The sequence below is a fragment of the Ruegeria sp. BC6 genome (assembly GCF_056539185.1).
The window spans coordinates 216,184-241,471 of the sequence record NZ_JBQFUM010000005.1 but is presented as its reverse complement, the minus strand read 5'-3'; the positions used below and the strand labels follow the sequence as shown (position 1 = coordinate 241,471).

At 61.9% G+C, this 25,288-nt stretch carries 24 protein-coding genes and 1 tRNA gene; 18 read left to right on the top strand and 7 right to left on the bottom strand.

The genetic code is table 11. The features are described 5' to 3' along the window. The first annotated feature begins 78 nt into the window (after positions 1–78). The 4 genes from ACR0MM_RS15710 to ACR0MM_RS15695 are packed head-to-tail and all read left to right on the top strand — an operon-like array spanning position 79 to position 3,259. Positions 79–477: a DUF1636 family protein gene (locus tag ACR0MM_RS15710; RefSeq protein ID WP_170448608.1), complete on the top strand. Its 399-nt coding sequence runs from the start codon at positions 79–81 to the stop codon at positions 475–477. Then, complete coding sequence (locus ACR0MM_RS15705) at positions 474–1,280, top strand: ABC transporter ATP-binding protein (RefSeq protein ID WP_480697238.1); 807 nt, start codon at positions 474–476, stop codon at positions 1,278–1,280. Before ACR0MM_RS15710 ends, ACR0MM_RS15705 begins: the two co-directional genes overlap by 4 nt. After that, positions 1,277–2,230 carry an ABC transporter substrate-binding protein gene (locus ACR0MM_RS15700; protein WP_480697236.1) on the top strand — a complete coding sequence of 318 codons (954 nt, stop codon included), beginning with the start codon at positions 1,277–1,279 and terminating at the stop codon, positions 2,228–2,230. Before ACR0MM_RS15705 ends, ACR0MM_RS15700 begins: the two co-directional genes overlap by 4 nt. Next, positions 2,231–3,259, top strand: coding sequence for a FecCD family ABC transporter permease (locus ACR0MM_RS15695; protein ID WP_480697234.1), 1,029 nt, complete (start codon positions 2,231–2,233; stop codon positions 3,257–3,259). A gap of 131 nt (positions 3,260–3,390) precedes the next feature. On the opposite strand, the gene ACR0MM_RS15690 is transcribed toward ACR0MM_RS15695, so the two are convergent. Continuing rightward, positions 3,391–3,480: transfer RNA gene (locus ACR0MM_RS15690), tRNA-Ser, on the bottom strand. 707 nt (positions 3,481–4,187) lie between these two features. Between ACR0MM_RS15690 and ACR0MM_RS15685 the strand changes: the two genes are divergently transcribed. Together ACR0MM_RS15685 and ACR0MM_RS15680 are read left to right on the top strand one after the other, a co-directional pair. Next, positions 4,188–4,973, top strand: a complete 786-nt coding sequence (locus ACR0MM_RS15685) for a FecR family protein (protein WP_480697232.1) — start codon at positions 4,188–4,190, stop codon at positions 4,971–4,973. A gap of 38 nt (positions 4,974–5,011) precedes the next feature. Further along, complete coding sequence (locus ACR0MM_RS15680; RefSeq protein WP_480697230.1) at positions 5,012–7,246, top strand: CHASE2 domain-containing protein; 2,235 nt, start codon at positions 5,012–5,014, stop codon at positions 7,244–7,246. A 232-nt stretch (positions 7,247–7,478) separates the two neighbouring features. Here ACR0MM_RS15680 and hemC read toward each other — a convergent pair whose 3' ends face one another. Next, on the bottom strand, positions 7,479–8,441 hold the full coding sequence (hemC, locus tag ACR0MM_RS15675; protein ID WP_480697228.1) for a hydroxymethylbilane synthase: 963 nt from the start codon (positions 8,439–8,441) through the stop codon (positions 7,479–7,481). 106 nt (positions 8,442–8,547) lie between these two features. Between hemC and hemE the strand changes: the two genes are divergently transcribed. Next, a complete protein-coding gene (gene hemE, locus ACR0MM_RS15670) occupies positions 8,548–9,582 on the top strand; it encodes a uroporphyrinogen decarboxylase (protein WP_480697226.1) in 1,035 nt (344 codons plus the stop codon). 54 nt (positions 9,583–9,636) lie between these two features. Here the strand turns inward: hemE and ACR0MM_RS15665 are convergent, their stop codons facing one another. After that, positions 9,637–10,731: a CaiB/BaiF CoA transferase family protein gene (locus ACR0MM_RS15665; protein ID WP_480697379.1), complete on the bottom strand. Its 1,095-nt coding sequence runs from the start codon at positions 10,729–10,731 to the stop codon at positions 9,637–9,639. 185 nt (positions 10,732–10,916) lie between these two features. Here ACR0MM_RS15665 and ACR0MM_RS15660 point away from each other — a divergent pair, with 185 nt between their 5' ends. The 8 genes from ACR0MM_RS15660 (at position 10,917) to uvrC (ending at position 19,567) form a co-directional block, all read left to right on the top strand. Beyond that, a complete protein-coding gene (locus ACR0MM_RS15660) occupies positions 10,917–12,191 on the top strand; it encodes a TAXI family TRAP transporter solute-binding subunit (protein WP_480697224.1) in 1,275 nt (424 codons plus the stop codon). An 84-nt stretch (positions 12,192–12,275) separates the two neighbouring features. Continuing rightward, positions 12,276–12,800 carry an SRPBCC family protein gene (locus ACR0MM_RS15655; RefSeq protein ID WP_480697222.1) on the top strand — a complete coding sequence of 175 codons (525 nt, stop codon included), beginning with the start codon at positions 12,276–12,278 and terminating at the stop codon, positions 12,798–12,800. A 91-nt stretch (positions 12,801–12,891) separates the two neighbouring features. Continuing rightward, complete coding sequence (locus tag ACR0MM_RS15650) at positions 12,892–13,821, top strand: ABC transporter ATP-binding protein (protein ID WP_170343068.1); 930 nt, start codon at positions 12,892–12,894, stop codon at positions 13,819–13,821. Beyond that, positions 13,818–14,579 carry an ABC transporter permease gene (locus tag ACR0MM_RS15645; RefSeq protein ID WP_093963579.1) on the top strand — a complete coding sequence of 254 codons (762 nt, stop codon included), beginning with the start codon at positions 13,818–13,820 and terminating at the stop codon, positions 14,577–14,579. Before ACR0MM_RS15650 ends, ACR0MM_RS15645 begins: the two co-directional genes overlap by 4 nt. A gap of 104 nt (positions 14,580–14,683) precedes the next feature. Next, positions 14,684–15,481 (top strand): S49 family peptidase, encoded by a 798-nt coding sequence (locus tag ACR0MM_RS15640; RefSeq protein WP_170365516.1) that lies wholly within the window; start codon positions 14,684–14,686, stop codon positions 15,479–15,481. Positions 15,482–15,649: 168 nt separating this feature from the next. Continuing rightward, the gene (locus ACR0MM_RS15635; protein WP_170342350.1) at positions 15,650–16,600 is read left to right on the top strand and encodes a calcium/sodium antiporter; all 951 of its coding nucleotides are present in this window, start codon (positions 15,650–15,652) and stop codon (positions 16,598–16,600) included. 22 nt (positions 16,601–16,622) lie between these two features. Beyond that, positions 16,623–17,402, top strand: coding sequence for an SDR family oxidoreductase (locus ACR0MM_RS15630; RefSeq protein WP_480697220.1), 780 nt, complete (start codon positions 16,623–16,625; stop codon positions 17,400–17,402). 290 nt (positions 17,403–17,692) lie between these two features. Continuing rightward, positions 17,693–19,567: an excinuclease ABC subunit UvrC gene (gene uvrC, locus ACR0MM_RS15625; RefSeq protein ID WP_480697218.1), complete on the top strand. Its 1,875-nt coding sequence runs from the start codon at positions 17,693–17,695 to the stop codon at positions 19,565–19,567. On the opposite strand, the gene ACR0MM_RS15620 is transcribed toward uvrC, so the two are convergent. Beyond that, positions 19,552–20,451, bottom strand: a complete 900-nt coding sequence (locus ACR0MM_RS15620) for a DMT family transporter (RefSeq protein WP_480697216.1) — start codon at positions 20,449–20,451, stop codon at positions 19,552–19,554. The genes uvrC and ACR0MM_RS15620 overlap by 16 nt on opposite strands. A 191-nt stretch (positions 20,452–20,642) precedes the next feature. Between ACR0MM_RS15620 and pgsA the strand changes: the two genes are divergently transcribed. Genes pgsA through ACR0MM_RS15605 form a run of 3 tightly spaced genes read left to right on the top strand, consistent with a single transcriptional unit; the run spans position 20,643 to position 22,008 of the window. Then, complete coding sequence (gene pgsA, locus ACR0MM_RS15615; protein ID WP_170342342.1) at positions 20,643–21,311, top strand: CDP-diacylglycerol--glycerol-3-phosphate 3-phosphatidyltransferase; 669 nt, start codon at positions 20,643–20,645, stop codon at positions 21,309–21,311. A gap of 3 nt (positions 21,312–21,314) precedes the next feature. Next, positions 21,315–21,560, top strand: a complete 246-nt coding sequence (gene moaD, locus ACR0MM_RS15610; protein WP_170359984.1) for a molybdopterin converting factor subunit 1 — start codon at positions 21,315–21,317, stop codon at positions 21,558–21,560. 4 nt (positions 21,561–21,564) lie between these two features. Then, the gene (locus tag ACR0MM_RS15605; protein WP_480697214.1) at positions 21,565–22,008 is read left to right on the top strand and encodes a molybdenum cofactor biosynthesis protein MoaE; all 444 of its coding nucleotides are present in this window, start codon (positions 21,565–21,567) and stop codon (positions 22,006–22,008) included. Positions 22,009–22,012: 4 nt separating this feature from the next. Here the strand turns inward: ACR0MM_RS15605 and ACR0MM_RS15600 are convergent, their stop codons facing one another. The 3 genes from ACR0MM_RS15600 to ubiA form a co-directional block, all read right to left on the bottom strand. Then, positions 22,013–22,333, bottom strand: coding sequence for a hypothetical protein (locus tag ACR0MM_RS15600; RefSeq protein WP_093963571.1), 321 nt, complete (start codon positions 22,331–22,333; stop codon positions 22,013–22,015). A gap of 1 nt (position 22,334) precedes the next feature. Next, positions 22,335–24,254, bottom strand: coding sequence for an OmpA family protein (locus ACR0MM_RS15595; RefSeq protein WP_480697212.1), 1,920 nt, complete (start codon positions 24,252–24,254; stop codon positions 22,335–22,337). Between the two features lie 65 nt (positions 24,255–24,319). Further along, on the bottom strand, positions 24,320–25,282 hold the full coding sequence (gene ubiA / locus ACR0MM_RS15590) for a 4-hydroxybenzoate octaprenyltransferase (protein ID WP_480697210.1): 963 nt from the start codon (positions 25,280–25,282) through the stop codon (positions 24,320–24,322). Positions 25,283–25,288 lie beyond the last annotated feature (6 nt).

Genomic DNA, 25,288 nt, shown 5'->3' with positions numbered 1-25,288 from the left:
AGGCCAAGATGGCATTTTCGGCTTACGCCGCTGACATGACTGGTTCCCTTTCCGCCCCGCGATTTCGCGGAGGGCGAAATGAACCGACAATCAACACATCACATCACGGTTTGCCTATCTTGCCGACCCAAGAGCGCAGCCGTACGCCCCGGGCCTGACCTGATCGGACGATTGCGCGCCGCGCTGGCCGAAGACGACGGTTTGGCAGGTTTTGACGTTTCCGGTGCGGCCTGCATGGCCGGGTGCACCCGACCCTGTACCGTCGCCTATCACGCGCCGGGCAAGGCATCTTACCTGTTTGGCGGCCTGACGTCTGAAGAGACCGGGGCATTGGTGGAATTCGCCCGGCTGTACCAGCAGTTGCGCGATGGATGGTGCAGCTCGGTCGACCGCCCGGCCGGGCTTCGCCACGCGACGCTGGCCCGCATTCCAGCCGCGATGGCTGCGTCTTCGGAAAATGCGGATTGCGCCTCATGAGCGCGCCTTTGCTGTCGGTGGATACCGTCACCTGGGCGCCGCGAAAACGAGCGCCGTTGGTGCTGCACGAGACCAGTTTTGCGCTGATGCGCGGGCAGGTCATGGGGGTTGTGGGGCCGAACGGTGCCGGCAAGACAACCCTTCTGCGGATGATCTACGGCTATCACCGTCCGTCCTCGGGCGACATTCTGGTGGACGGCGTGTCCGTCAAAAGAATGGCCCCCCGGGCGCTGGCGCGTCAGGTTGCCGCCGTGCTGCAGGAGCAGCCCTCGGATTTCGCGCTGACCGTGCGCGACGTCGTGGCGTTGGGACGTGTGCCGCACCGGTTAGGCCTGTCCACGCCCGGCAGTCGTGACCACCAGATCATCGAGTCCGCGCTTCACCGAATGGATCTGCACGGGTTTGCCGACCGTGGGCTGGCCACTCTGTCCGGCGGCGAGCGTCAGCGTGTGATGGTCGCCCGCGCCCTTGCCCAAGAGCCCCGGATTCTTGTGCTGGACGAGCCTACCAACCACCTGGACATCCGCAACCAGCTAGAGGTGTTGCGGCTGATCCGGGACCTCGACCTGACGATCGTCACCTCGCTGCACGACCTGAACCTGGCCGCCGACGTCTGCGACCATGTTCTGGTTCTGAAAAACGGTCGACCCTGCGGCTTTGGCCCACCCCAGACAGTGCTGAGTGACAGGCTGGTCTCTGACACGTTCGAAGTCACCGCCCGGCAAGAGCAGCTCAGCCTCAGTCACAAACCTCACCTGACCTATCAACTCCCCAATCCCCAACCAGAAGGAAGCTTGGAATGAAACCGACCACCCTGGCCCTGGGCCTTGCTTTGGCCGCCAACACCGCGACCGCGGAAACCGCCGTGCAAAGTTGCAATCGAACCGTCACCTTTGACGAACCGCCCAAGGCGGCGATCTCGAACGACGTGAACCTGACGGAAATGATGCTGGTGCTGGGCCTGGCCGACCGGATGGTGGGATATACCGGCATTTCCGGCTGGAAGACGTTGGACGAAGACATGCGCGCCGGAGTGCAGCAACTGCCCGAGCTGTCGGCCAAATATCCTAGCAAAGAGGTGCTGGTCGGCGCAGATGCCGATTTCTATTTCGCAGGCTGGAACTACGGGATGAAAGTGGGTGGCGAGGTGACGCCGGAGACGCTCGAGCCCTTCGGGATCAAAGTCTACGAACTGACTGAAAGCTGCATCCACATTGGCGACAAGCCCAAAGCCAGCATGGGTGACATGTACAACGATCTGCTGAATCTCGGTCGTATCTTCGGTGTCGAAGACAGGGCGCAAAAGCTGGTTCAGGGGTACAAGGCCGAACTTGCTGAGATCACCTCTGGCCTGAATCCTTCGGGCGAACCGCCGCGTGTCTTTGTCTACGACAGCGGCGAGGATACGCCGTTCACAGCCGGCCCCTATGCCATGCCGACCGCTCTGATCGAGGCCGCAGGCGGCGTCAACATCATGGATGATTTCGAGAAAAGCTGGGCGACCGTCACCTGGGAGGAAGTCGTCGATCGCAACCCCGAAGTCATTGTGATCGTCAATTATGGCGACGTCACCGCCGAGCAGAAGCGGGACTTCATGGTCAATAATCCTGCGTTTGCAGATCTGGACGCGGTCAAGAACGATCGTTTCGTGGTTCTGGAATATGTCGAGGCCACACCCGGACCGCGCAACATCAAGGCGGTTCGGAAGCTCGCCCATGGCTTTTGGGGCCCGGCTGCCTCGGTCGGCAACTAAATGCGCGTAGTGCGGGCGCGCCGGGTACTACCGCTCTGGGCGGCGATGCTGGTGGGACTAGTCGTGTTGGTCGCGTCCTTATCCTTTGCGATCTCGGTGGGGGCCATTTCGGTGCCCACCAAGACCGTCTGGGGAGTGTTGCTGCACGAAGCCGGCCTATCCTCGGACGAGCCGACATGGTCAAAGGGCCGCGCCGCGATTATCTGGGAAATCCGTTTTCCGCGCGCCTTGCTTGCCGTCATGGTCGGGGCCGGACTGGCGATTGTCGGGGCCACCCTCCAGGCGGTCACAAGAAACCCGCTGGCCGATCCGCACCTGCTGGGCATTTCGGCCGGCGGCGCGTTTGGAGCCATTGTTGCCTTGATGCATACCGGCTTGTTTCTGGGGCTTCTGACCGTGCCGGTCACGGCGTTTCTGGGCGCCCTGGCGGCCACGCTGACGGTCCTGAACGTTGCCCGCTGGGCCGGCGCCACAAGCGCGGACCGCCTGGTCCTGACCGGTGTGGCGGTTTCTTTCGTCATCATGGCTGGCGCCAACATTCTGATTTTCCTCGGCGATCCCAAGGCGGCTCATACGGTCGTGTTCTGGATGTTGGGCGGGTTGGGATTGGCTCAATGGTCATACCTGATCTACCCGCTGGCGATCCTGCTGCCATGCGGTACCTGGTTTTGGCTTCAGGCCGCCAGGCTGAATGCGATGACCATCGGGGATGAAACCGCAAGCTCGCTGGGCATTGCGGTGGCGCAGTTTCGGCTTGGTGTCTTTGCAGCTGGCGCGCTGATCACCGGAGTCATGGTGGCCTTCTCGGGCATGATCGGCTTCGTCGGTCTTATGGTTCCGCATATTGTGCGGTTCCTGGTTGGCGGAGACTACCGACGCGTCCTTCCTCTGTCGGCAATTCTGGGTGGTTTGTTTTTGCTCTGGGCGGATGTGGTCGCCAGAACCGCAATGGCCCCCGAGGACATTCCCGTTGGCGTCGTCTCGGGTCTTTTGGGAGGGATCTTCTTTATTCTGTTGTTGAAACGCTGAGTGTTCGAGGCCCGTTGGCGGATCATCAGCCAAACGGTGCTTGAAGCTGGCGGAGCACCGGCGAAGGCGCGCAGCAAAAGTGTAGAACTTGAAAGCAAGCCCTTCACTATTTTAGCCATATCAATGGGTAATGGCGGAGACGAAGGGATTCGAACCCTCGAGACGGTTTCCCGCCTACTCCCTTAGCAGGGGAGCGCCTTCGACCACTCGGCCACGTCTCCGCCGACGGGTATAGCCGTGCAAGCGACGGAAATACAAGGCCAATTCCTGCGCCACCGGAAATTTTTGCCGGATTGGGCGAAGCCCTTGAAAACGCTTGGAATCGCTTAGGTCTGCACCCGCTTGGACCAAGGCGTGGTCACCATGTCTTGCTGTTGGATTTCCAAGAACTATGCGTGGATTCGCGTTCTGCTTCGATTTGGTTTCGCTATCCCAACGTCGGTTGGCCTGAGAATTTACGCGCGGCCAGAGTACGTAATCGGACACATAATTATGGCGAGCCAGGTGCGGTGGGGAACTGCATCTGCAAAATGATGGGTGTCGCGAACGGCTGAACCAATTGGAGAGGTTGCCTGCCTTTGGCGTTGGAACGCGCTCTGCTGGATCACCAGTGTTAGGTGGTTTGACCTGCAGAAACGGCCGTTTCTTTTGACTAAACTCGGCGGCTCAGCTTCTCCGCTGAACAGGCATAAGAACAGAAAACTTGCCAATTACATGCCAATGGATGCATATTTGCTAAGATTTTAGTCATTTTGATTGATCCAAAAAACAGTTTCAGAGGCTGGCCGGGCAGTGAGCGCATCCGCGCTCGACAGTAACCTTTGGGGGAAGGGCTGGCATTTTGGCTTGGTTGAAGATTGTTCTGGTTGGTTTTTTCGTTCTTTGCGTTCCTGCCCTCAGTTGGGCAAATATCGGAACCGTAATCAGCGTGAAACAGGGGGCGGACGTGACCCGTGGCGGCAAAACGCTGCCCCTGCGTAATGGGATGGAGGTGTTGTCCGGCGACTCGATCGTCACGGATGCGAATGGCGTGGTTCAGCTTGTCTTTGTGGATGACACGAAGATCGCGGTTGGTCCCAATGCACGGATGGTTCTGGACGTGAAGATGTTGCGCGGCAACCGCAAGGCCAAGAGCTTTGCGGTCGAGGCGCTGGGCGGAAGCTTCCGGTTCATCTCAGGCAAAAGCAGGAAACGCGCCTACTCCATCAAGACGCCGACGGCCACCATGGCGGTGCGGGGCACGGTATTTGACATGTGGATCGCGCCGGGAAACCAAAGCGCGATGCTCGTGCTGCACGGCACGGTTCAGATGTGTGGCCTCGGCGGCTCTTGCCGATCGACCGGCCGGATTTGCAGCTTGTATGCAACCAGCCAGCGCGGTGCGGTCGGGCGACCGGTCGATCAGGCGATGTATGACAAGGCCGTGGTCAGCGGTTTTCCTTTCATTCAGTCGCAGAAAGACCTCAAACCGCCTTTGCAGGTGGATGTCGAAGGTTGCTCGGGTGAATCCCAACCTGCGCCGCGCGCAAAATCGGACGCGCCCGAACCGCGCCGGTCCGCTCCGCCGCAGAGGCAGGTCAAGGCAGCGGTTGCCGCGCCGCCCGAACAACCGGATCCGGTCGGGCAGTTCGACAGGCCGGGCGACCGGCCCGAAACTGTCGATGATCGGCGGGATACTGGCGGCGGTGTCTTTGGGTCCGGCGGCAATGGCTAGAGCGTTGTCCATGTCGTTGCCGGCGAGCAGAGGTTGACGTGAGTGTCAAGCAGCACGAGAAAGCCGGACGGCGCCGTGCTTTTCGGCTGGTGGGCCTGGGTCTGATCCTGTTTGGTTGTCTGCTGCGGGTACTGGACCCTTATCCGGTCCGCATGTCCCGGCTGATCTTTTTCGACGTGTTGCAGCGGTTGTCCCCGCGCGCCTTCGATCCCGATTTGCCGGTCCGGGTCGTCGATATCGACGAAACGTCGCTCGAGAATTGGGGCCAATGGCCCTGGCCCCGGACCCTGTTGACGCAGATGGTCGAGCGTTTGGGCGAGTATGGCGCCGCTTCAATCGCTTTTGACATGTTGTTCGCCGAGCCCGATCGGTACTCACCGTCGCGGCTGCTGAGTGATCCGGCCCTGGCTGACATTCTCAGCGCCAAAAAGGAAGCCGCCCAGCTGGACAATGACATCTTGTTCGGGGCCGAGGTTTCGAACTGGCCCGTCGTGATGGGTGTGGCGGCGCGATTGACCGGAGGGGATCAGGACATTGCCCCGAAGGCCGGGATCGTGGAGATCGGCGAAAACCCGGCCGCCGGGCTGGTGTCCGTGCCCCACTGGACTCCGCTGGCGCCACCGCTGGACCGGGATGCAACCGGGATCGGCGGTGTGAATGTTTCACCTTTGGGCGGCACGGGCGTGGTGCGTCGGGTTCCGGTGTTGTGGCAGGGGCCAAGCGGTGTTCTGCCCGGACTTGGGCTGGAGGCTCTGAGGGTCGCGACGGGCGAGCCGGTGATCTTCATCGAAGGGGCTCAGGGCGAGGCCGGCATCGTGCTGTCGGTCGAATTGGCGGGTCTGGTCCTGCCCACAACGGAAAACGGAGAGGTCTGGGTCAGGTACAGACCGGATGATCCCGGGCTCTACCTGTCGGCAAATGACATACTGCAATCCGCAGATGATCCGGTTCTGCGCAGCCAGATCGAAGGCCGGATCGTATTGATCGGAACGTCGGCGGCAGGTCTGTTCGACATGCATCAGACTGCGTTGGGAGAGTCCGTTCCCGGCGTCTCCATCCACGCCCAAGTCATCGAGCAGGCACTGCTGGGCGACATGCTGACCCGGTCGGATGTCACCGCCGCCCTCGAACTTCTGGCTTTCATCATCCTTGGAGTCGTCGTCACGGTCGTCATGTCCAGTTTTGGTGCGGTTGCCTCGTTCATGGCCGGCGGCATCGCGGCGGCCGTGGTTGTCGGGGTCAGTTGGTTGGCATTTCAGAACCAGTCCGTGCTGTTCGATGCAACCTTCCCGCTTGCCGGCGGGATGGCCAATTTCGGGCTGTTGTCCGGTTATCTGTTCATATCGACCGAGCGGGAAAAGCGGGTGATCCGGCGGATCTTCTCGCACTATGTCGCACCCGAGATCCTGGACGAGATGGATGCAACCGGACACCAACTGAAACTGGGCGGTGAAACGCAGGAAATCACGGTCATGTTCTCGGACATTCGCGGGTTTACACCGTTGTCCGAGCGGGTGTCGGCCACAGACCTGGTCGCGCTGCTCAATGAACTGTTCTCGGTCATCGGAGACCGGATCCTGCACGAAAAAGGCACCATCGACAAATTCATCGGGGATGCGGTCATGGCGTTCTGGAACGCGCCGGTTCCGGTGGAGCGGCACCCGCTTCTGGCGGCGCAGGCTGCGCTGCAGATGCGCCGAGCTTTGGCCGAGTTCAATGCTTCGGACACGATGCGCGGGCATCCTCCGATCGCATTGGCGACAGGATGCGCCACGGGAATGGCCTGTGTCGGCAACATCGGCTCGCGGCGGCGATTCAACTACACGGTGATCGGAGATGTGGTCAACGTCGCCGCTCGAATCGAGCAGAGTTGCCGCCAGGTCGAATATGACATCCTGATCTCAAGCTCAGTCTCACAGGCCGCTGGCGTTGATCTCGCGATGCTCGAAGCTGGGCTTGTTCATCTGAAAGGCAAGACCGAACTGGAGCCTATTTTTGCATTGGTCGGTGACGGCGTGTTGGTCCATAGCGCGGATTTCCAGAAGCTGCAGGAGATGCATCAGGATCTGATCACTGCGATACGTGCACGGCGGTCTCACGACGAAATACAGCGCTTGAGCGAAGCCTGCAGCGTCCAAGCTGGCTTGGTCGAGCCGGGCCTGCGCGCGTTCTATGCGGCCTTGCCGGGACGGTCGGCTGATTTCCGGTTCGACATCCGCTCGGGTCAGGCGATGTTCAGTCATCATGGCAACGTGCACCGGTTTCCCGGATGACAGGGACCCGTTGCGGGCCGCAGAGTCAAAACGGGCCGCGCCTTTTTCAAAGGCACGACCCGTTTCGATCGGACAGGGTTCTCAGTCTCGCCCCCTCGAATACTATCTACAAAATCACGAACTAAAACTTCGATACATTCGAGACTGATCCACATTCCCAATCGGGATGTCACATTGATGCCCGATTTCAACCGGGGCGACAGTGAAGCAGTTCACATTCGCAGAAACTTTTTTACAAATTTCTCCACTCGAAGAATCCGGGCCCGGCACGGTGCAGCAGTTCTGCCGCCATGGCCCGGCCCATTTCCGCTGCGTCCTCCGTCGAACCGGTCTCGCTCTCACTGATGGCATCCGATCCGTCCGGGCGCAGCACTTCGCCGCGTAGGCACAACTGCCCATCGGCAAGTTCCGCCAGACCGGCAATCGGAGTTTCGCAGGACCCGTCCAGCGCGGCCAGCAACGTGCGCTCGGCCGCCAGACGACAGGCCGTTTCAGAGTGATGAATGGCTTCCAGCATCTCGGCGGCCCGGTGGTCGTCCGCGCGGCGTTCGATGCCGATCGTACCCTGCGCGATAGCCGGCAGCATGTCGTCGGGCGAGATCGCGGTGGCAGGGACGTCCTGCATGTTCAGGCGGCGGAGGCCGGCCATGGCCAGGAACGTGCATTCGGCCACACCATCAGCCAGCTTCTTCAGCCGGGTCTGCACGTTGCCCCGGAACTCGACCACGTTCAGATCGGGCCGGCGGTGCAGCAATTGGGCCCGTCGCCGCAGCGACGAAGTGCCGACGACCGCGCCTTCGGGCAGGTCATGGATCGAGTTGAGGCGGGGCGAGATGAAGGCATCGCGCACGTCCTCGCGCGGCAGGAACGTGTCCAGCACCAGCCCCTGCGGCTGTTCGACGGGCATGTCCTTGGTCGAGTGCACGGCGATGTCGATGTCCTCGCCCAGCATCGCCTCTTCGATTTCCTTGGTGAACAGGCCCTTGTTGCCGATCTCTTTCAACGGGCGGTCCGCGTCGATCATGGCGCGGTTGTCGCCGGTGGTCTTGATCACCACGATCTCGAACGCCTGTTCCGGCAGATCGAAGGCATCGCACAGCCGCTGACGGGTTTCATGGGCCTGGGCCAGCGCCAGCGGCGAACCACGGGTGCCGATCTTCAGCGGCGATGCGGGGGTGGGCAAGGTCAAAGTCATGGGCACAGCTTTAGTCGCGTCACATTGCCCTGACAATGGGGGCCACGCTTGACATTTTGCCGCTGAAGGCGGACCCGTTGCGCAAACCGGAATAGTGGGGGCTGACATGGCCGAGAACAAGAAACTGCTGCGGGCGCTGGCGGGCGAGGTACTGGACACGCCGCCGATCTGGATGATGCGACAGGCCGGACGCTATCTGCCGGAATACCGCGCGACGCGGGAACAGGCGGGCGATTTCCTGTCGCTGTGCTACACCCCCGATCTGGCGGCCGAGGTGACGCTGCAGCCGATTCGCCGCTATGGGTTCGATGCCGCGATCCTGTTTGCCGACATCCTGCTGGTGCCGCAGGCGCTGGGCGCCGACCTTTGGTTCGTCACCGGCGAAGGGCCGCGCCTGTCGACGATCACGCAGCAACCGGATTTCGATGCGTTGAAGCCGGTTGATGCGATTCACGAGACCTTGTCGCCCGTCTATGAAACCGTGCGCATCCTGTCGCGCGAGCTGCCGTCCGAAACGACCCTGATCGGCTTTGCCGGCGCTCCGTGGACCGTTGCCACCTATATGATCGCCGGGCGTGGCACCCCCGATCAGGGTCCCGCCCACGCCCTGCGCGAGGAAAACACCGCGCTGTTCGAGGCGTTGCTGGACCGGATCACGGCGGCCACGATCGAATACCTGTCGGCTCAGATCGAAGCGGGGGCCGAGGTGGTCAAGATTTTCGACAGCTGGGCCGGGTCGCTGAAAGGCGCGGCTTTCACCAAATACGCGGTCGAGCCGTGCCGGATCATCACCCAGGCGCTTAAGGAGCGCCACCCGGGCATTCCCGTCATCGGTTTCCCGCGTGAGGCGGGCGAGGGTTATGTCGGTTTCGCGAAGACCACCGGTGTCGATTGCGTGGCGCTGGACAACTCGGTTGCGCCGGAATGGGCGGCCGAGCATGTGCAGGTGGATGGCTGCGTGCAAGGCAACCTGGCTTCGTCTCACATGGTCACCGGCGGGCAGGCGCTGGTGGATGAGACCCGCCGCATCTTGCGCGCCTTTTCCAAGGGGCCGCATATTTTCAATCTGGGTCACGGGATCACTCCGGATGCCGACCCGGAGAATGTGCAGTTGATGATTGACACGGTCCGCGGCAGGTAGGCGGCGCGGGAGGGGGCCCGCGCCCTCTTGACCGTTGGCCAGATGAAGGATGTGTCAGGTCTTTTTGAGAGCCTGAAGTTCGTTCAGAATTTCGGTCGTGTGTTGGCCGCGGGTCGGGCTGGGTTTCGGCTGCCATTGATGGGCGGAGAAGCGCGGGGCGGCGGCGGCCTGCAGGGTGCCGTCTGCCGTGCGCCAGGTTTGGCGGGCGGTGTTCATCGGATGGGTTGCGGCCTCGTCGGGGCTGAGCACCGGGGCGACGCAGGCGTCTGAGCCTTCGAACAGTTTGGCCCAATGGTCGCGCGGTTTGGTTGCGAAGATTTCCGCCAGGCGCCGGGTCAGGTCTGGCCAGAGCGTGCTGTTATACGGTTGCTGGAACGCCGGATCCTGGGACAGGCCCAGGATTTCGAGGAATTGGGCATAGAATTTCGGCTCGAGGCATTGGACCGAAACAAAGCCGCCATCCGCGCAGGCGTAGGTGCGGCTCCAATGCGGGCCGTCCAGCAGGCTCTGGCCGCGCGAGTCGGACAGGTTGCCTGTCTGGCGCAGGCTCATCAGCAGGTTCATCATGTGCGCGGACCCGTCGTAGATGGCGGCGTCGACCACTGTGCCTGTGCCCGTTGTGCGCGCGTTCAGCAGCCCGGCCAGTATGCCGGTGACCAGATACATTGCGCCGCCGCCGATATCGCCGACCAGCGTGGCCGGGGTCATCGGTTCGCTGCCGGGTGGTGAGCCGTACCAGAGTGCCCCCGACAGGGCGATGTAGTTCAGATCATGTCCTGCGGTGTCGGCAAGCGGGCTGTCTTGGCCCCAGCCGGTCATGCGGCCATAGACCAGCGCCGGGTTCAGGGCGTGGCAGGTATCGGGCCCCAGGCCCAACTTCTCCATCACGCCGGGGCGGAAGCCTTCGATCAACGCATCGGCGGTTGCGATCAGACGCCGGGCGGTTTCGAGGTCGTTGGGGTCCTTGAGGTCGAGCGCGATCGACCGCTTGCCCCGGTCCAGCACGGATCGGTCCGGCATGCCCGGTGTGACGGCGCCCCCCTTGCGGTGGATGGTCACGACATCGGCCCCCAGATCCGCCAGCATCATGGCGGCGAACGGGCCGGGGCCTAGCCCCTCGATTTCGACAACACGGATTCCGTTCAGCATGAGCAGCACTCCCTCGCGGCGATGCTGGCCGGGGCCAAGTAGGAATGCAAGACCGACCGGCATCGACGCGGCGTCTGGCATCGGTCTGATCCGGAACGGGAAAAACCAGCAAACACATCGGAATACTTGCCAGCTTGGGGCCAGCGGCGTAGCGTGCTGTCCGGGGTGGATCAGCGAGGGGTAGGATGCGTCTTTGGATCACGATCAGTGCCGCCATGGTCTTGGCGGTTCTGGTGGCAATCATCCTTCTGCTGCACCCGCCCGGCGACCTGCGCATGGCAGCCGGACCGGCGGGTGGTGCCTATATCGAAGTGGCGCAGGACTATTCCGATATCCTTGCCGAGGATGACATTCGGCTCGAGATCGTCGAAACCGCAGGGTCGGTCGAAAATGCGCGTCTCCTGGAAGACGGGGCTGTGGATGTGGCCTTCTTGCAGGGCGGCATCGAAGTTGACCCGGATCGGGCGCAGGCCATCGGAACCGTGTTTTTCGAGCCGATGATTTTCATGGCGCGCGAGGATGCGTGGATTCCGCCCAATCCCGCGCTGTGGCGTGGGTTGAGCATCAACAGCGGTGCGCCCGGGTCCGGCACCGCGGACGCATTCCGCGACTTCGAGCGCGCGGTCGGGCTGGCCCAAGAGGATAACGTGCATGTTGCACTGCCCTATGACCAGGCGGCCGACGCCTTGTTGGACAGAACGTTGGACATCGCCGTCTTTGTTGCGCCGATCGAAGCCCCCTACCTGCTGGCCGCCTACGAGGTGCCGGGACTGAAGGTTCTGAACCTTGAACATGTCGAGGCGATTTCGCGTCGTTTGTCCTATGCCACCGTGGTGACCGTACCGACCGGAGGCATGTCGCTGAACCCGGTTTTACCGCCGCGCCCGGTTGATCTGATCGCTCTCGAGGCGCGACTGGTCGTGCGGCCGGGACTGCATCCGGCGTTGGTCAACCGGCTGACGATGGCGGCGATCGCCTTGCACGAGGCTCAGGGCATCATCAATGACCCCGGGGCCTTTCCGGGGATCGAAGGGACCGCATTGCCCCTCAACAACACCGCACGGCAGCTGATACTTGAAGGGCCATCCACCTGGCATGATTGGTTGCCTTATTGGGTGGCGGCGCAGGTCAATCGGGTTTTCCTTTTGTTCCTGCCGTTCTTTTTCATCGTCCTTCCGCTGGTCCGGTTGTTGCCGCGCATCTACGCCTATTTCCAACGATGGCGTGTCTGGCAGCACTACCCGGAAATTCGTCTGATCGAACAGGACCTGGCCGACAACCCTTCCGCGGAAGACCTCGCGCGGATGCAAGGCCAATTGCAGGTGCTGGACGAAAAGCTGGCGGACCTACGGCTGCCAGCGGCCTACAGGCAAGGGCAGTATGATGCCCGTCTGCATCTGGAACTGGTGCAGAAACGGATTTCCGACATGCGGGCTCAGGATTCCAGGGGCGGCGGGTAATGTGTGGAACACGGTTGCCGCAACGGCAGTTCGTGGATAGGTCATTGGTCGAATATCAGACATTTAAGAAAGGGGGGTGCTCCCATGCAAATGAGTGACACGCGTGAAATTCAGGCGGCGCCGTCCGATGTCTATGCGGCCCTGCTGGACCCCGAGGTGCTGAAAGCCTGCGTGCCCGGTGCGCAAGAGGTTTCGGGCAATCCGACGGACGGTTACGAGGCGACCGTGGTGCAGAAGGTCGGGCCGGTAAAGGCCACGTTCAAAGGCACCGTCACGATGTCCGACATGGTTGAGGGTCAAAGCCTGACCATCGCCGGTGAGGGCAAAGGCGGGGCCGCGGGTTTTGCAAAGGGCAGCGCCAGTGTCACGTTCAGCGCCAGTGACAGCGGTGGAACGGTTCTGGCCTATGACGTGGATGCCAAGGTTGGCGGCAAGCTGGCGCAGCTTGGCAGCCGGTTGATCGACGGCTTTGCCAAAAAGATGGCTGACCAGTTCTTCTCGAACCTTCAGCAGCATTTCGAAGGCCCTGCAGCGCCGGAAGAGGCCGGCAAAGACACCTCCGAGGGGGAAAAGAAAGGCTGGCTGGGTCGCCTGACCGGGCGCGAGTGAAACCTGCGTTTGTGCGCAGAGGACTGTGCGAATTTGGTCTGTTCGGCAATCCTCTGGCGCGATACTGTCCCGGCCAGAACTGGGAAAACGCATGACGACAATTCTTTCGATCAAGGATTTGCGCAAAACCTATGCCGGCGGGTTCGAAGCGCTGAAAGGCGTATCGCTGGACATCGAAGAGGGCGAGATCCTGGCCCTGCTCGGCCCGAACGGGGCGGGAAAGACAACCCTGATCTCGACGGTTTGCGGGATTACCACGCCCACGTCTGGGACCGTCACAGTAGGGGGGCACGACATCCTCACGGACTTTCGTGCAGCCCGGCGCATGATCGGCCTCGTGCCGCAGGAAATTGCGCTGGAGCCGTTCGAGAAGGTCTGGAACACCGTACGGTTTTCGCGCGGTCTGTTCGGCTATGGGCAGGACAGCGCGCGGATCGAGGAGATCCTGCGCAAGCTATCGCTGTGGGACAAGCGCAAGAACGCGATCAAGGAACTGTCGGGCGGCATGAAGCGGCGGGTGCTAATCGCCAAGGCGCTGGCGCACGAGCCGCGGGTGCTGTTTCTGGATGAACCCACCGCCGGTGTGGATGTCGAACTGCGCAAGGACATGTGGGCCATCGTCGACGAGTTGAAGGCTGCCGGTGTCACCATCATTCTGACCACCCACTACATCGAAGAGGCCGAAGCCATCGCCGACCGGATCGGTGTGATCGACAAGGGCGAACTGATGCTGGTGCAGGACAAAAACACCTTGATGGCGCAGATGGGCAAGAAGCAGATCGAGGTCATGCTGACCCGCACGATCTCGGACATTCCCGGCAGTCTGGCCCACCACAATCTGGTGCTGAACGGGCAGGGCGATGCGCTGATCTATACCTATGACACCAATGCCGATCGCACTGGCATCACCACTTTGCTGAATGACGTGGCCGAGGCGGGGCTGGTGCTGCGTGACGTTCAGACCCGGCAATCGAGCCTGGAAGAGATTTTCGTCAACCTCGTGTCCGGAGATGCCGCATGAACTGGTCCGCCATCGCCGCCATCTACCGGTTCGAAATGGCCCGGTTCTTCCGTACCCTCGCGCAGAGCTTTCTGTCACCGGTTCTGTCGACCTCGCTGTACTTCGTGGTGTTTGGCACTGCCATTGGCAGTCGCATCCAGGAGGTCGAGGGCGTCTCCTACGGCGCCTTCATCGTGCCGGGGCTGATCATGCTGTCGGTGGTGATGCTGTCGATCTCGAACGCGTCCTTTGGAATCTATTTCCCCAAGTTCCTGGGCACGATCTACGAACTGCTCTCGGCACCGGTGAACTTCATCGAGATCGTGATCGGCTATGTGGGCGCCGCCGCGACCAAGGCGTTGTTCGTGGGATTGGTGATCCTGACCACCGCCACGTTCTTCGTGGACATCCGCATCGAGCATCCCTTCGCGATGGCCGCCTTTCTGATCCTGTCCTGCCTCAGCTTTTCCCTGCTGGGCTTCATCATCGGGATCTGGGCCAGCAACTTCGAACAGATGTCTCTGGTGCCGCAGCTTGTCGTCACACCTCTGATCTTTCTGGGCGGCACGTTCTACTCGATCTCGATGCTGCCGCCGGTGTGGCAGACGATCTCGTTGTTCAACCCGGTGGTCTATTTGATCTCGGGCTTTCGCTGGTCGTTTTACGGGCTTTCGGACGTGCCCATTCTGCTTAGCCTTCTGGCGATCCTGGCCTTTACCGGCTTTTGCCTGGCGGTCATCGGTTGGATCTTCAAAACCGGGTGGCGCATCCGCAGCTAGGGCGTTGCATTTTTGCCGTGGCTGAACAGGATTTTGGTTCACGTCACGTTCATGGCATGTGGGGTCCCTTGTTTAAGGGGCGGACGCACTCTACATCGGCACCCATGAAACTCAGCCTGCCGTTTCTCAACAAGCAGCCAACCGTGGCTGTCGTTCGCCTGTCCGGAGCCATTGGAATGGCTGGCCGAGCCTCGCTGAACGATGCCTCTTTGGCACCGGTTCTGGAAAAAGCCTTCCGCAAGGGAAAACCTGCCGCCGTCGCGCTCGAGATCAATTCGCCGGGCGGATCGCCGGTGCAAAGCTCGCTGATCGGTGCGCGGATCCGACGGTTGGCCGACGAGTTCAAGGTGCCAGTCCATGCCTTTGTCGAGGACGTGGCGGCCTCGGGTGGTTATTGGCTTGCGGCTTCGGCGGACGAGATCTGGGCGGATGACAGCTCGGTTCTGGGGTCGATCGGGGTCATCTCCTCGGGGTTCGGAGCCCATGTTTTTCTGGCCCGTCAGGGGATCGAGCGGCGCGTGCACACCGCCGGGAAATCCAAATCGATGCTGGACCCGTTCTCTCCGGAGAAAGAAGAGGATGTCGCGCGTCTCAAGGGGCTGTTGGAGGACATCCACCAGAATTTCATTGCCTATGTGAAAGCTCGGCGCGGCAGTCGCTTGGACGAGGCCGCCGATCTGTTTACCGGTGAAATCTGGCTGGCGCGGCGTGCGCATGAACTTGGGCTGATCGACGGCATCGCGCATCTGAAGCCAAAGATGCAGGAAGTGTTTGGCGACAAGGTCAAATTCCGGCGCTACGGGTTGCGCCGACCGATCTGGTCGCGTTTCGGAACGGACATGGCGCAGGACGCCATTTCCCTGCTCGAGGAGCGCGCGGCCTACGCGCGCTTTGGTATGTGACGTGATCGTCAAGGTCGTCATTCTGTTTCTGGTTGCCATGGGGGTCCTGGCGATGTTCGGAAAGCTGCGCTTTCCCGGCCAACAGCGATTGAACTCCGCGAAATGTCCGCGCTGCGGTCGATTCCGGATCGGCAAGGGCCCCTGCAAATGTGAGCAAGGAGGGCGTCGATGACGGCCTGGCTGCTTTCCGGTCTTGGCTTGTTGATCCTGCTGTTGGCCGGTGACGCGCTGGTGCGGGGTGCGGTGAATCTCAGCCTGCGCTTGGGTGTTCCCGCCCTGATCGTCAGCCTGACGATCGTGGCCTTCGGTACCTCGGCGCCAGAGCTTCTGATCGCCATCAAGGCCATCGAGGAAAATGCGCCCGGTATCGCGTTGGGCAATGTCGTCGGTTCGAACACGGCCAACATCCTGCTGGTCTTGGGTTTGCCGGCCTTGCTGGCCACGATCCACAGCAGCGAATGCAACACGCGCAGAAACTACATCTTCATGTTGCTGGCCTCGGTTCTGTTCATCGGTTTGGCCTTTTGCGGGGAATTCAACCTGTTCAGCGGGGCAATCCTGCTGGCGGGATTGGCTCTGATCCTGCTCAACGCCTTCCGAGAAGCGCACGCGCATCGCAACTCCTGCTCGGAAGAGCAGGACCTGGAAACGCTGGAAGAGGCCGACCCGGACATGCCGTACTGGAAGGTGTCGCTGTATCTGGTGCTGGGGCTGATTGGCCTGCCGATGGGCGCGCATCTTCTGGTCGACAACGCGACCATCATTGCGCGGACCTACGGGGTCAGTGAAACGGTGATCGGGTTGACGCTGGTCGCGGTCGGAACCTCGCTTCCCGAACTGGCGACCACCGTCATGGCCGCGTTGCGCCGGCAGGCCGATGTTGCTCTGGGCAACGTCATCGGTTCGAACATGTTCAACCTTCTGGGCATTGTCGGTATCGCCACGCTGTTCGGGCGCATCCCCGTGGATCCCGAATTCCTGCAATTCGATCTTTGGGTCATGCTGGGCTCGTCCTTGCTGCTGATCCCGTTCGTTTTCTTCAAGCAAGACATCACCCGGGTCTGGGGGTTCATCTTGACACTGCTTTACGTCACATACGTCGTGATCTTGTTGGCCTGATCTGACTGAAAGGAGCCCCTTCATGACCCGAGCACTGGTGACCGGCGCCGGCATTCGACTGGGGCGGGCCATGGCGTTGTATCTGGCGAAACGTGGCATGGACGTTGCCGTGCACCACGCAACCTCGGGCGCAGCCGCTGCCGAGACCTTGTCCGAGATCCAGTCGATGGGCCGCAATGCCGTGGCGCTGCAGGCCGATCTGCTGGACGAGGATCAGGTGCAGACCCTTTTGCCGCGGGCGGCCGAGACGCTGGGCGGTCCGATCACCTGTCTGGTCAACAATGCGTCGATCTTCGAATACGACAACATCCGCACTGCCACCCGGCAAAGCTGGGATCGCCACATGGACAGCAACCTGCGCGCGCCCTTCGTGCTGACGCAGGCCATGGCAAGTCAGGGTCTGGAACCCGAGATGGATGAGAATGACGAACCCGTCGCGACCGGCTTGATCGTGAATATGGTCGACATGCGGGTGCGCAAACTGACGCCTGAGTTCATGTCCTACACCATCGCCAAGATGGGGCTATGGGCATTGACCCGGACGGCGGCCCAGGCACTGACGCCGGCCATTCGCGTCAATGCCATTGGGCCGGGTCCAACCCTGCAGGGACATCGGCAAAGTCCCCAGCACTTCAAGACCCAACGCGAAAACACGGTCCTGGAACGCGGTGCAAACCCGTCGGATATCAACGCGGCTCTTGGGTATTTTCTGGACGCACATGCGGTCACGGGCCAGCTTTTGTGCGTTGATGGTGGCCAGCATTTGGGCTGGCAAACGCCTGATGTAGTGGGCCTTGAATAGGTATTGGCCCTGCAAGTTTTGCACCGCTCTCGATCCTGTTACAGGTTCGTTACAAAAATGTCTTTTTTTTCATACACTTGTAAAACGAGAATAAAAATATCGTTTATAATCAATACGTTGAATTTGTGCCTATTTATTGTGCAACGCAGTGAAAACACAAGGATTCAAGGAAAAATCACGGTGCAGGGAAAGTTGTCCGCACAGTTATCCACAAGAATCGTGGATTTGTTTTCTCTTGATCTGAGGCGCGCAAGATTGCAGCCACGGTCAGAGAATCGTATCTCTCTCTCATGACCGCCGACAGCGCCCCTCAATCCCAGCCTCAGCCGACCGGCTATGCCTGCATCCAGAAATACGTGAAGACGCTGGACAGTTCGCCGGGTGTCTATCGGATGCTGGATGCGGACAGCCGGGTTCTGTATGTCGGCAAGGCGCGCAACCTGCGGGCCCGGGTGTCGAACTACACCCGTCCGGGACATTCCGGCCGGATCGAGCGGATGATCGCCTCGACCGCGTCGATGATGTTCCTGACCACTCGGACCGAGACCGAGGCGCTGCTGCTGGAGCAGAACCTGATCAAGCAGCTCAAGCCCAAATACAACGTGTTGCTGCGCGACGACAAAAGCTTTCCCAACATTCTGGTGGCCAAGGACCACCCATTTCCGCAGATCAAGAAACACCGCGGCGCCAAGAAGGAAAAGGGTGCCTATTTCGGACCCTTCGCCAGCGCAGGCGCGGTGAACCGCACGCTGAACCAACTGCAGAAGGCGTTTCTGCTGCGCAACTGCTCGGATTCGATGTTCGACAGTCGCACCCGGCCCTGCCTGCTCTACCAGATCAAGCGTTGCTCGGGGCCGTGCGTGGGTATGATTTCGCAGGCCGATTATGCCGAAAGCGTGCGCGATGCCGAGCGGTTCCTGTCCGGCCGCTCGACCCGGATCCAGGAGGAACTGGCCGCGCAGATGCAGGAAGCCTCGGACGCGATGGAGTTCGAGCGCGCCGCCGCCCTGCGCGACCGGATCCGCGCGCTGACGCAGGTGCAGACGGCGCAGGGCATCAACCCGCGCGGGGTGGCCGAGGCGGATGTGATCGGCCTCTATATGGACAGCGGTCAGGCCTGTGTTCAGGTGTTCTTCATCCGCGCCAACCAGAACTGGGGCAACCGCGATTTCTATCCGCGGGTCGGGCCCGACGTCTCCCCGGCCGAGGTGATGGAGGCCTTTCTGGGCCAGTTCTACGACAACAAGGAACCGCCGCGCCAACTGATCCTGTCGGAAGCGATCGAGAACGCGGACCTGATGCAGCAGGCCCTGTCGGAAAAGGCCGGCCGCAAGGTCGAGATCCTGGTGCCGCAGCGGGGCGAAAAGCTGGAACTGGTCTCGGGCGCGCTGCGCAACGCCCGCGAGGCGCTGGCCCGCCGCATGTCGGAAAGCGCGACGCAGGCCAAGCTGCTGCGCGGTCTGGCCGAGGCCTTCGATCTGGACGCGCCACCGAACCGGATCGAAGTCTACGACAACTCGCATATCCAGGGCACCAACGCGGTAGGCGCGATGATCGTGGCCGGTCCCGAGGGGTTCATGAAGAACGCCTATCGCAAATTCAACATTCGCGGCGACGACCTGTCGCCGGGCGACGATTTCGGCATGATGAAAGAGGTGCTGACCCGCCGCTTCACCCGCTTGTTGAAAGAGGACCCCGACCGCGACAAGGGCCTGTGGCCCGATCTGTTGCTGATCGATGGGGGTGCAGGGCAGGTGAGTGCCGTGCACGAGATCATGCAGGCGCACGGGGTCGAGGACATCCCCATGGTCGGTGTCGCCAAGGGCGTCGATCGCGACCACGGCAAGGAAGAGTTCCACCGCATCGGCCAGCGCCCCTTTGCCCTGAAACGCAACGACCCGGTTCTGTATTTCATTCAGCGGCTACGGGACGAGGCGCACCGCTTTGCCATCGGCACCCACCGCGCCAAACGGGCCAAGGCGATGGGAGCGACGCCTCTGGATGAAATCCCCGGCGTAGGCGCGTCCCGCAAACGCGCCCTGCTGGCGCATTTCGGCAGCGCAAAGGCGGTCAGCCGTGCCAATCTGGCGGATCTGAAGGCCGTGGACGGGATCTCGGCCGGTCTGGCGCAGAAGGTCTATGATTTCTTTCACGAAAAGGGCTGAGGCCGCTGGCGCCCGCGCCACAGGATGTAAAGCCCCGAGGCCACGATCAGCGCGCTGCCCAGCCACATGGTCTGGTCCAGATGCTCGTCGAATATCAGCACGCCCAGCCCGATGCCGAACAGAAGGCGGGTATAGCGAAACGGAGTTACGGCCGACACTTCACCCGTCCGCATGGCCAGCATCAGCGAAGAATAGGCCACCGCGCCCATCACCACGGCTCCAGTCAGGTGCAGGGCGGCTCGGGCGTCCACCGGCACCGCGGCGGCGCCTTCGAAAGCCCGGTACAGTCCACCGGCGACGACAATTGACAGAAAGCCATAAAACCCAAGAACGGTGGTGCCCAACGTGGCGGGGGCGGCGCGGCTGGCCAGATCGCGGCCGGCAAAGCCCAGCATTCCCAGTACCGCAAGAATGGACAGGGCCGAGAAACTGTCTCCGGTTGGCTGGATGATGACCACCACTCCGATCAGTCCGACCAGAATGGCACTCCAGCGCCGCCAGCCGACGGTTTCCCCGAAGAACAGCGCGGCACCCGCCACCACGACCAGCGGCGTGGCCTGCAGGATCACCGTGGCCGAGGACAGCGGCGTCAGGGCGATGGCCAGTACATAGAACAGGCGGCCGAAGACTTCGAACAGCCCCCGGATCTTCATCGGCTTGGACAGGACATCGGGGTGCAGCAACCGCCGCCCCTGTAGCAACGCGGCTCCGGCAAAAATCAACGCCCCGCCCAGCCCGAACAGCACCAGAACCTGCCAGATGGGCAGCGCTTTGGCGGCACTTTTCAACAGCGCGTCCTCCAGGGCGAACCCGGCCATGGCCGCGATCATCCAGGCGCTGCCGATCAGGTTGGCGCGCGCATCGGTTCTGATATGTGAGGTCACGGGGCGGATCTTTCTTGGTGTGCCGATACCCGCGCAACCTGACCCGTTATTCGCGCCGCGCCAAGGGGGAAACGGTCATCGATCCTCCGCCTGCGACGGTCTGACCTGTCGTGGTCCAAACACCTGTGTTCTTGGCAGTTTTTTGTCGTGCCGTCTTTTCTGTTCCCGGTCATGGTTGTAGGGTCCAGCGCATGAAGTGGAACCTGCCGAATATTCTGACTTTGCTGCGCCTACTGGCCGCGCCCGGCCTGGCGGTGATGTTTCTGTATTTCACACGGCCCTACGCGGATTGGTTCGCGCTGATCCTGTTCCTGTCGGCGGCCATAACCGATTGGTTCGACGGCTATCTGGCGCGCGCGTGGAAGCAGGAAACCAAGATGGGTGCAATGCTGGACCCGATCGCCGACAAGGCGATGGTGGTGATCGCGCTGATGATCTTGGTCGGCTATTCGACCGAGCACTGGACGCCCTGGCTGGTGCTGCCCGCCACCGTGATCCTGTTCCGCGAGGTCTTCGTCTCGGGCCTGCGCGAGTATCTGGGCGACGTGGCCGGAACGCTCAAGGTCACCAAGCTGGCCAAATGGAAGACGACCGCGCAGATGGTGGCGATCGCCGTGCTGTTTTCGCAGGGCATATTCGAGCACTATTTCGTCATGTCCACCTTCGGCATGGATGCCGCGCTGATCGACCAGATCCTGTCGGGCCAGGTCGAGGACATCTCGGGCCTGCAATGGAAGCTGGATGGCATGTTCTGGTCGGGCCGCATCGGCTTGTGGCTGCTGTGGATTGCGGCGACGCTGACATTGATCACCGGCTACGACTACCTACGTAAAGCTATGCCCCATCTGAAGGAGGGCTGACGCATGGATGTCCTGTATTTCGCCTGGGTCCGCGAGCGGATCGGCGTGCCGAAGGAAAAGGTCGAAACCACTGCGGCCACGGTCTCCGATCTGGTGGCGGAACTCAGCGCCCGCGAAGACCGCTATGCCGCGGCCTTTGCCGACATCTCCGCCCTGCGGGTCGCGCTGGATCAGGAGCTGTCGGATTTCGACGCGCCGCTGGCCGGCGTCCGCGAAGTGGCCTTTTTCCCGCCCATGACCGGCGGCTAGGGCGATGCGGATCTCCGTCCAGCAAGAGCCGTTCGATCTGGGGGCCGAGGCCAATGCCTTTGCCGCGGGTGACACGGCCTATGGCGCCATCGTCACCTTTACCGGTGTCGTGCGAGATCTGGCGCAGACCGATCTGGCCTGCATGGAGATCGAGCATTATCCCGGCATGACCGAACGCGCCATCGCCAAGATCGCCGAGGAAGCCAAGAACCGGTGGTCGCTGGGTGACGTGCTGGTGATCCATCGCCACGGGCGGCTGGCCCCGGGTGACCGGATCATGATGGTCGCAACGGCAGCCCCGCATCGCAAGGATGCGTTCGAGGCCGCCGAATACCTGATGGATTATCTGAAATCCCGCGCCCCGTTCTGGAAGAAGGAAATCACAGGTTCGGGCGCGGAGTGGGTTGCCGCCAAGGACGAGGACGAGGACGCGCTGTCGCGATGGTAGGCGCTCAGTCGGCGTTGTTGATCCGGCCGCGCAATTCCTCGGCTTCCTGGCGGGCGGCGCGCAGCCCGTCCATGGCCGCGGCCAGCTCGGCCTCGGTCTGGGTCAGCTGGTTGGTCAGCTCGGCCTCGCGCTGCTGCAGATAGGTGATCGCCTGATCACGGGTTTCCTCGGCCTCGTGCAGCTCCTGGCTCATGCGGTCCAGATCAGCCACGTCGGATTGGCGCACGCGCGACAGGCGGTGCACCAGCCAGTTGGCGAACCAGCCCATGCAGAAGGCGGCGAACAGGATGACGGCGGTGGCGATGATGAATTCGGTTCTGTTCAACTTACTGGTCCCCTGCATCCGTTTCGGATGCTTCTTCTTCTGTTGGCGCAGGTTCGGTTGCGCTTGTCTGGGTCTCCAATGCTTCCAGACCGGTTTCCTGATTGGCGACCGGCTCGGGCCGGATCAGGCGGAATTCGATGCGCCGGTTTTTCTCGCGCCCGTCTTCGGTGTCATTGTCTGCAATTGGCTGCGTCTCACCATAGCCTGCGGCCGAGTAGCTTTTGGTCGGCACCCGGCGGGCGCGCAATTCGTTCAGGATGGACTGGGCGCGTGACTGGCTCAGCTGCTGGTTCATCTCTTCACGGCCCTGGCTGTCGGTATGACCTTGGATTTCAATCCGGATCGGTCCGCATTCGCGCAGGATCTCGGCAATCTGGTTCAGACTGTCGCGGGATTCTGATGAGACCGTTGCCGACCCGGGCTCGAACGTGATCTTGCGGGTTTCCTGAACCTCGGCGATGCGACTTTCGCACTGCTCGGGGTCTGGCAGCGCGTCTTCGGGTTCGGGCGGGGGCTGATAGGTGATCGACAGGTCAAAGTCCTGCGCATCGCCCAGCTTGTCGGACAGCAGGCCCGCGATCTGTGCCTTGGCGTCTTCATCATGGCTGACGCCTGTCAACTCGACCTTGTCGGGCGTTACGGTCAGCACGCCGTTGTTCAGCCAGGACAGGGATTCCAGCCCCGCCAGAACGCGCACGGGCCAGTCCTGCGGCATCTGGTCGACCACGCGGGCGGCACTGTGAACCTGATCGGATCCGAAGGCAGCCCGGGCGTAGCTGTCGATCATGTCGCGCTGCAAATCGTCGCCCAGACGGCCGCGCAATTGTACCAGACCTTCCGGGCTGCGGGTGGCGGTGAATTCCACAGGTCCGGCTTGTTCGTTGTTTTCGGGTTCGGGCAGAACCGCGTGCAGGGCGAACACTTCGGGCAGGGCGTTCTCCAACTCGCCCACGACCTTGTCGAAGGTGGCCGGGCTGGTGTTCGGTTCAGCAATCAGCGTGATGTCGGCATCCGACATCGTGACCGATCCTTGCCCGATCTCGGACAGAGCCCGGATACTCAGTTCAGCGGCCTGTGCCCATCGGGGCGATGGCACACCCAGGCCGATCGTGCAGGTATAGGGCCCTGACAGCCCGGCATCCTGCGCGGCCGCTACAATGGTGTCGCGCGCCTTTTCATCCTGTGCCGAACAGGCGTCGAACTGGCCGCCTTCCTCCGAAATCAGGTAGCGCAGGGTGAACGGAGTGATCACCGGGCGCGGTGCCGAAATCGCCAGACCGATGCGCAAGCTGGGCGGCGCGGCGCGTGTCAGCTCTTGTTCCAGCCGTTCTTTTTCCTGCTGGCTGTCAGCGATGGCAGTGATCTTGACCAGGTCGGGGCTGGCGGAAACCTTGGCTCGCGGCAGCTTGGACAGGGCAAGGATGGCATAGGAAGTCGCGTCGTCCCAGCCTTTGGGTTTCTTGTAGTCTGCGGTTTCCAGCAGGTCCGACACCCTTGCCTGCGGGTCCAGCTTCTGCAGCCGGTCCATCAGAGCGTTGCGATCCACGCTGGCCGGAACCAACCCGATCACGGAAATGCCGCTGTCGTTCCGGAGAATTTCGGCCGAGAATTTGGGCGGAGTCAGGTCAGCCGTCGGGGCAATGTCCATCTCGTCGATCACCCGAGAGGTGTCGACCTGTGTACCGGCCGCGGTCAGCGCGTTGAATCGGGTGGCCTCGTCCGGGGCAGTACCGGTCAGCACAACGCGCAGCCCATCCGCCTGCACTTCGGCCCACTCATGGCCCTGCATGCTCAGTGCATTTCGAACGGCAGTTTCCGAGGTTTCTTCGATCTTGGTCACTGCGAATCCGGCGGCCAGCAGACAGACCCCCGCCGACACGACAAAGATCAGGGCTGATGTCAGGAAATACGGCAAGCGCATGAGCGGTTTCTTATCTCCTCGGGCCATTGGGCGGGACTCTTACAGGCACCGGTACCGAGGTGCAATCAGAGGAGCAATGCGACGCAAAGGAAGATGAGCGGAATAAGGCCGGTGTCCCGGTTGGCGCGAAACAGCTGCAGCAGTTTCGCGTTGTCTTCGATGTCCAGCCCGCGCAGTTGCCACGCCATGTGCCACCCCATTGCCCAAGGTCCACCGATGGCCACGACCAGCGCCAGCACGCTGGCATTGGGCAGCGCGGCCTCGACGATGGCCAGCCCCATCAGCGCCACGGTCGCCACAAGGAAATACTTCAGCCATTTCGCGGTGTCGGTCCCGAACAGACGCGCGGTGGACTTGATGCCGATCAGCTCGTCATCCTCGGCGTCCTGGTGGGCATAGATCGTGTCGTAGAACAGCGTCCAGGCGATGCCGGACAAGTATAGCAGGATCGCGGGCCATTCGACCGTGCCGCGATGCGCCGCCCAGGCCAGCAGGGCGCCCCAGTTGAAGGCCAGCCCCAGAAACACCTGCGGCCACCAGGTGAAGCGCTTGGCATAGGGATAGATCGTCACCGGCAGCAGCGACAGGACGCCCATCGCGATGGCCGCCTGGTTGAAGGTCAGCAGGATCGCGAGCGCCAGAAGGCACTGGAGGCCCATCCAGATCACCGCCTGCCGCACGCTGACCTGACCCGAGGGGATGGGCCGCGAGCGCGTACGGGCGACCTGGGCGTCGAATTTGCGGTCGGTGATGTCGTTCCAGGTGCACCCCGCGCCACGCATAAGAAAGGCCCCGGCCGCGCACCCCACGGCAATCCACAGATCGCCCCACCGCGGCTGACCGTCATGAAGGATCGCCAGCGCCAGGCCCCACCAGCACGGAAGCAACAGCAGCCACGTCCCGATCGGCCGATCCGCGCGCGACAGTCTCAGATAGGGGCGGGCAAAGGCCGGGGCGCGGGTATCGACCCAGTTGCCGGTAACGGCGTCGGCGACCTGACCGTCTGGTGTTGGGGCATTGCCTTGCATATGTAG

What these genes read in the sequence shown, in the direction of transcription:
- ACR0MM_RS15710 (WP_170448608.1), top strand. Translation starts at nt 79, where the DNA reads ATGAACCGACAATCAACACATCACATCACGGTTTGCCTATCTTGCCGA.
- ACR0MM_RS15705 (WP_480697238.1), top strand. Translation starts at nt 474, where the DNA reads ATGAGCGCGCCTTTGCTGTCGGTGGATACCGTCACCTGGGCGCCGCGA.
- ACR0MM_RS15700 (WP_480697236.1), top strand. Translation starts at nt 1,277, where the DNA reads ATGAAACCGACCACCCTGGCCCTGGGCCTTGCTTTGGCCGCCAACACC.
- ACR0MM_RS15695 (WP_480697234.1), top strand. Translation starts at nt 2,231, where the DNA reads ATGCGCGTAGTGCGGGCGCGCCGGGTACTACCGCTCTGGGCGGCGATG.
- hemC (WP_480697228.1), bottom strand. Translation starts at nt 8,441, where the DNA reads ATGACTTTGACCTTGCCCACCCCCGCATCGCCGCTGAAGATCGGCACC.
- hemE (WP_480697226.1), top strand. Translation starts at nt 8,548, where the DNA reads ATGGCCGAGAACAAGAAACTGCTGCGGGCGCTGGCGGGCGAGGTACTG.
- ACR0MM_RS15665 (WP_480697379.1), bottom strand. Translation starts at nt 10,731, where the DNA reads ATGCTGAACGGAATCCGTGTTGTCGAAATCGAGGGGCTAGGCCCCGGC.
- ACR0MM_RS15660 (WP_480697224.1), top strand. Translation starts at nt 10,917, where the DNA reads ATGCGTCTTTGGATCACGATCAGTGCCGCCATGGTCTTGGCGGTTCTG.
- ACR0MM_RS15655 (WP_480697222.1), top strand. Translation starts at nt 12,276, where the DNA reads ATGCAAATGAGTGACACGCGTGAAATTCAGGCGGCGCCGTCCGATGTC.
- ACR0MM_RS15650 (WP_170343068.1), top strand. Translation starts at nt 12,892, where the DNA reads ATGACGACAATTCTTTCGATCAAGGATTTGCGCAAAACCTATGCCGGC.
- ACR0MM_RS15645 (WP_093963579.1), top strand. Translation starts at nt 13,818, where the DNA reads ATGAACTGGTCCGCCATCGCCGCCATCTACCGGTTCGAAATGGCCCGG.
- ACR0MM_RS15640 (WP_170365516.1), top strand. Translation starts at nt 14,684, where the DNA reads ATGAAACTCAGCCTGCCGTTTCTCAACAAGCAGCCAACCGTGGCTGTC.
- ACR0MM_RS15635 (WP_170342350.1), top strand. Translation starts at nt 15,650, where the DNA reads ATGACGGCCTGGCTGCTTTCCGGTCTTGGCTTGTTGATCCTGCTGTTG.
- ACR0MM_RS15630 (WP_480697220.1), top strand. Translation starts at nt 16,623, where the DNA reads ATGACCCGAGCACTGGTGACCGGCGCCGGCATTCGACTGGGGCGGGCC.
- uvrC (WP_480697218.1), top strand. Translation starts at nt 17,693, where the DNA reads ATGACCGCCGACAGCGCCCCTCAATCCCAGCCTCAGCCGACCGGCTAT.
- pgsA (WP_170342342.1), top strand. Translation starts at nt 20,643, where the DNA reads ATGAAGTGGAACCTGCCGAATATTCTGACTTTGCTGCGCCTACTGGCC.
- moaD (WP_170359984.1), top strand. Translation starts at nt 21,315, where the DNA reads ATGGATGTCCTGTATTTCGCCTGGGTCCGCGAGCGGATCGGCGTGCCG.
- ACR0MM_RS15605 (WP_480697214.1), top strand. Translation starts at nt 21,565, where the DNA reads ATGCGGATCTCCGTCCAGCAAGAGCCGTTCGATCTGGGGGCCGAGGCC.
- ACR0MM_RS15595 (WP_480697212.1), bottom strand. Translation starts at nt 24,254, where the DNA reads ATGCGCTTGCCGTATTTCCTGACATCAGCCCTGATCTTTGTCGTGTCG.
- ubiA (WP_480697210.1), bottom strand. Translation starts at nt 25,282, where the DNA reads ATGCAAGGCAATGCCCCAACACCAGACGGTCAGGTCGCCGACGCCGTT.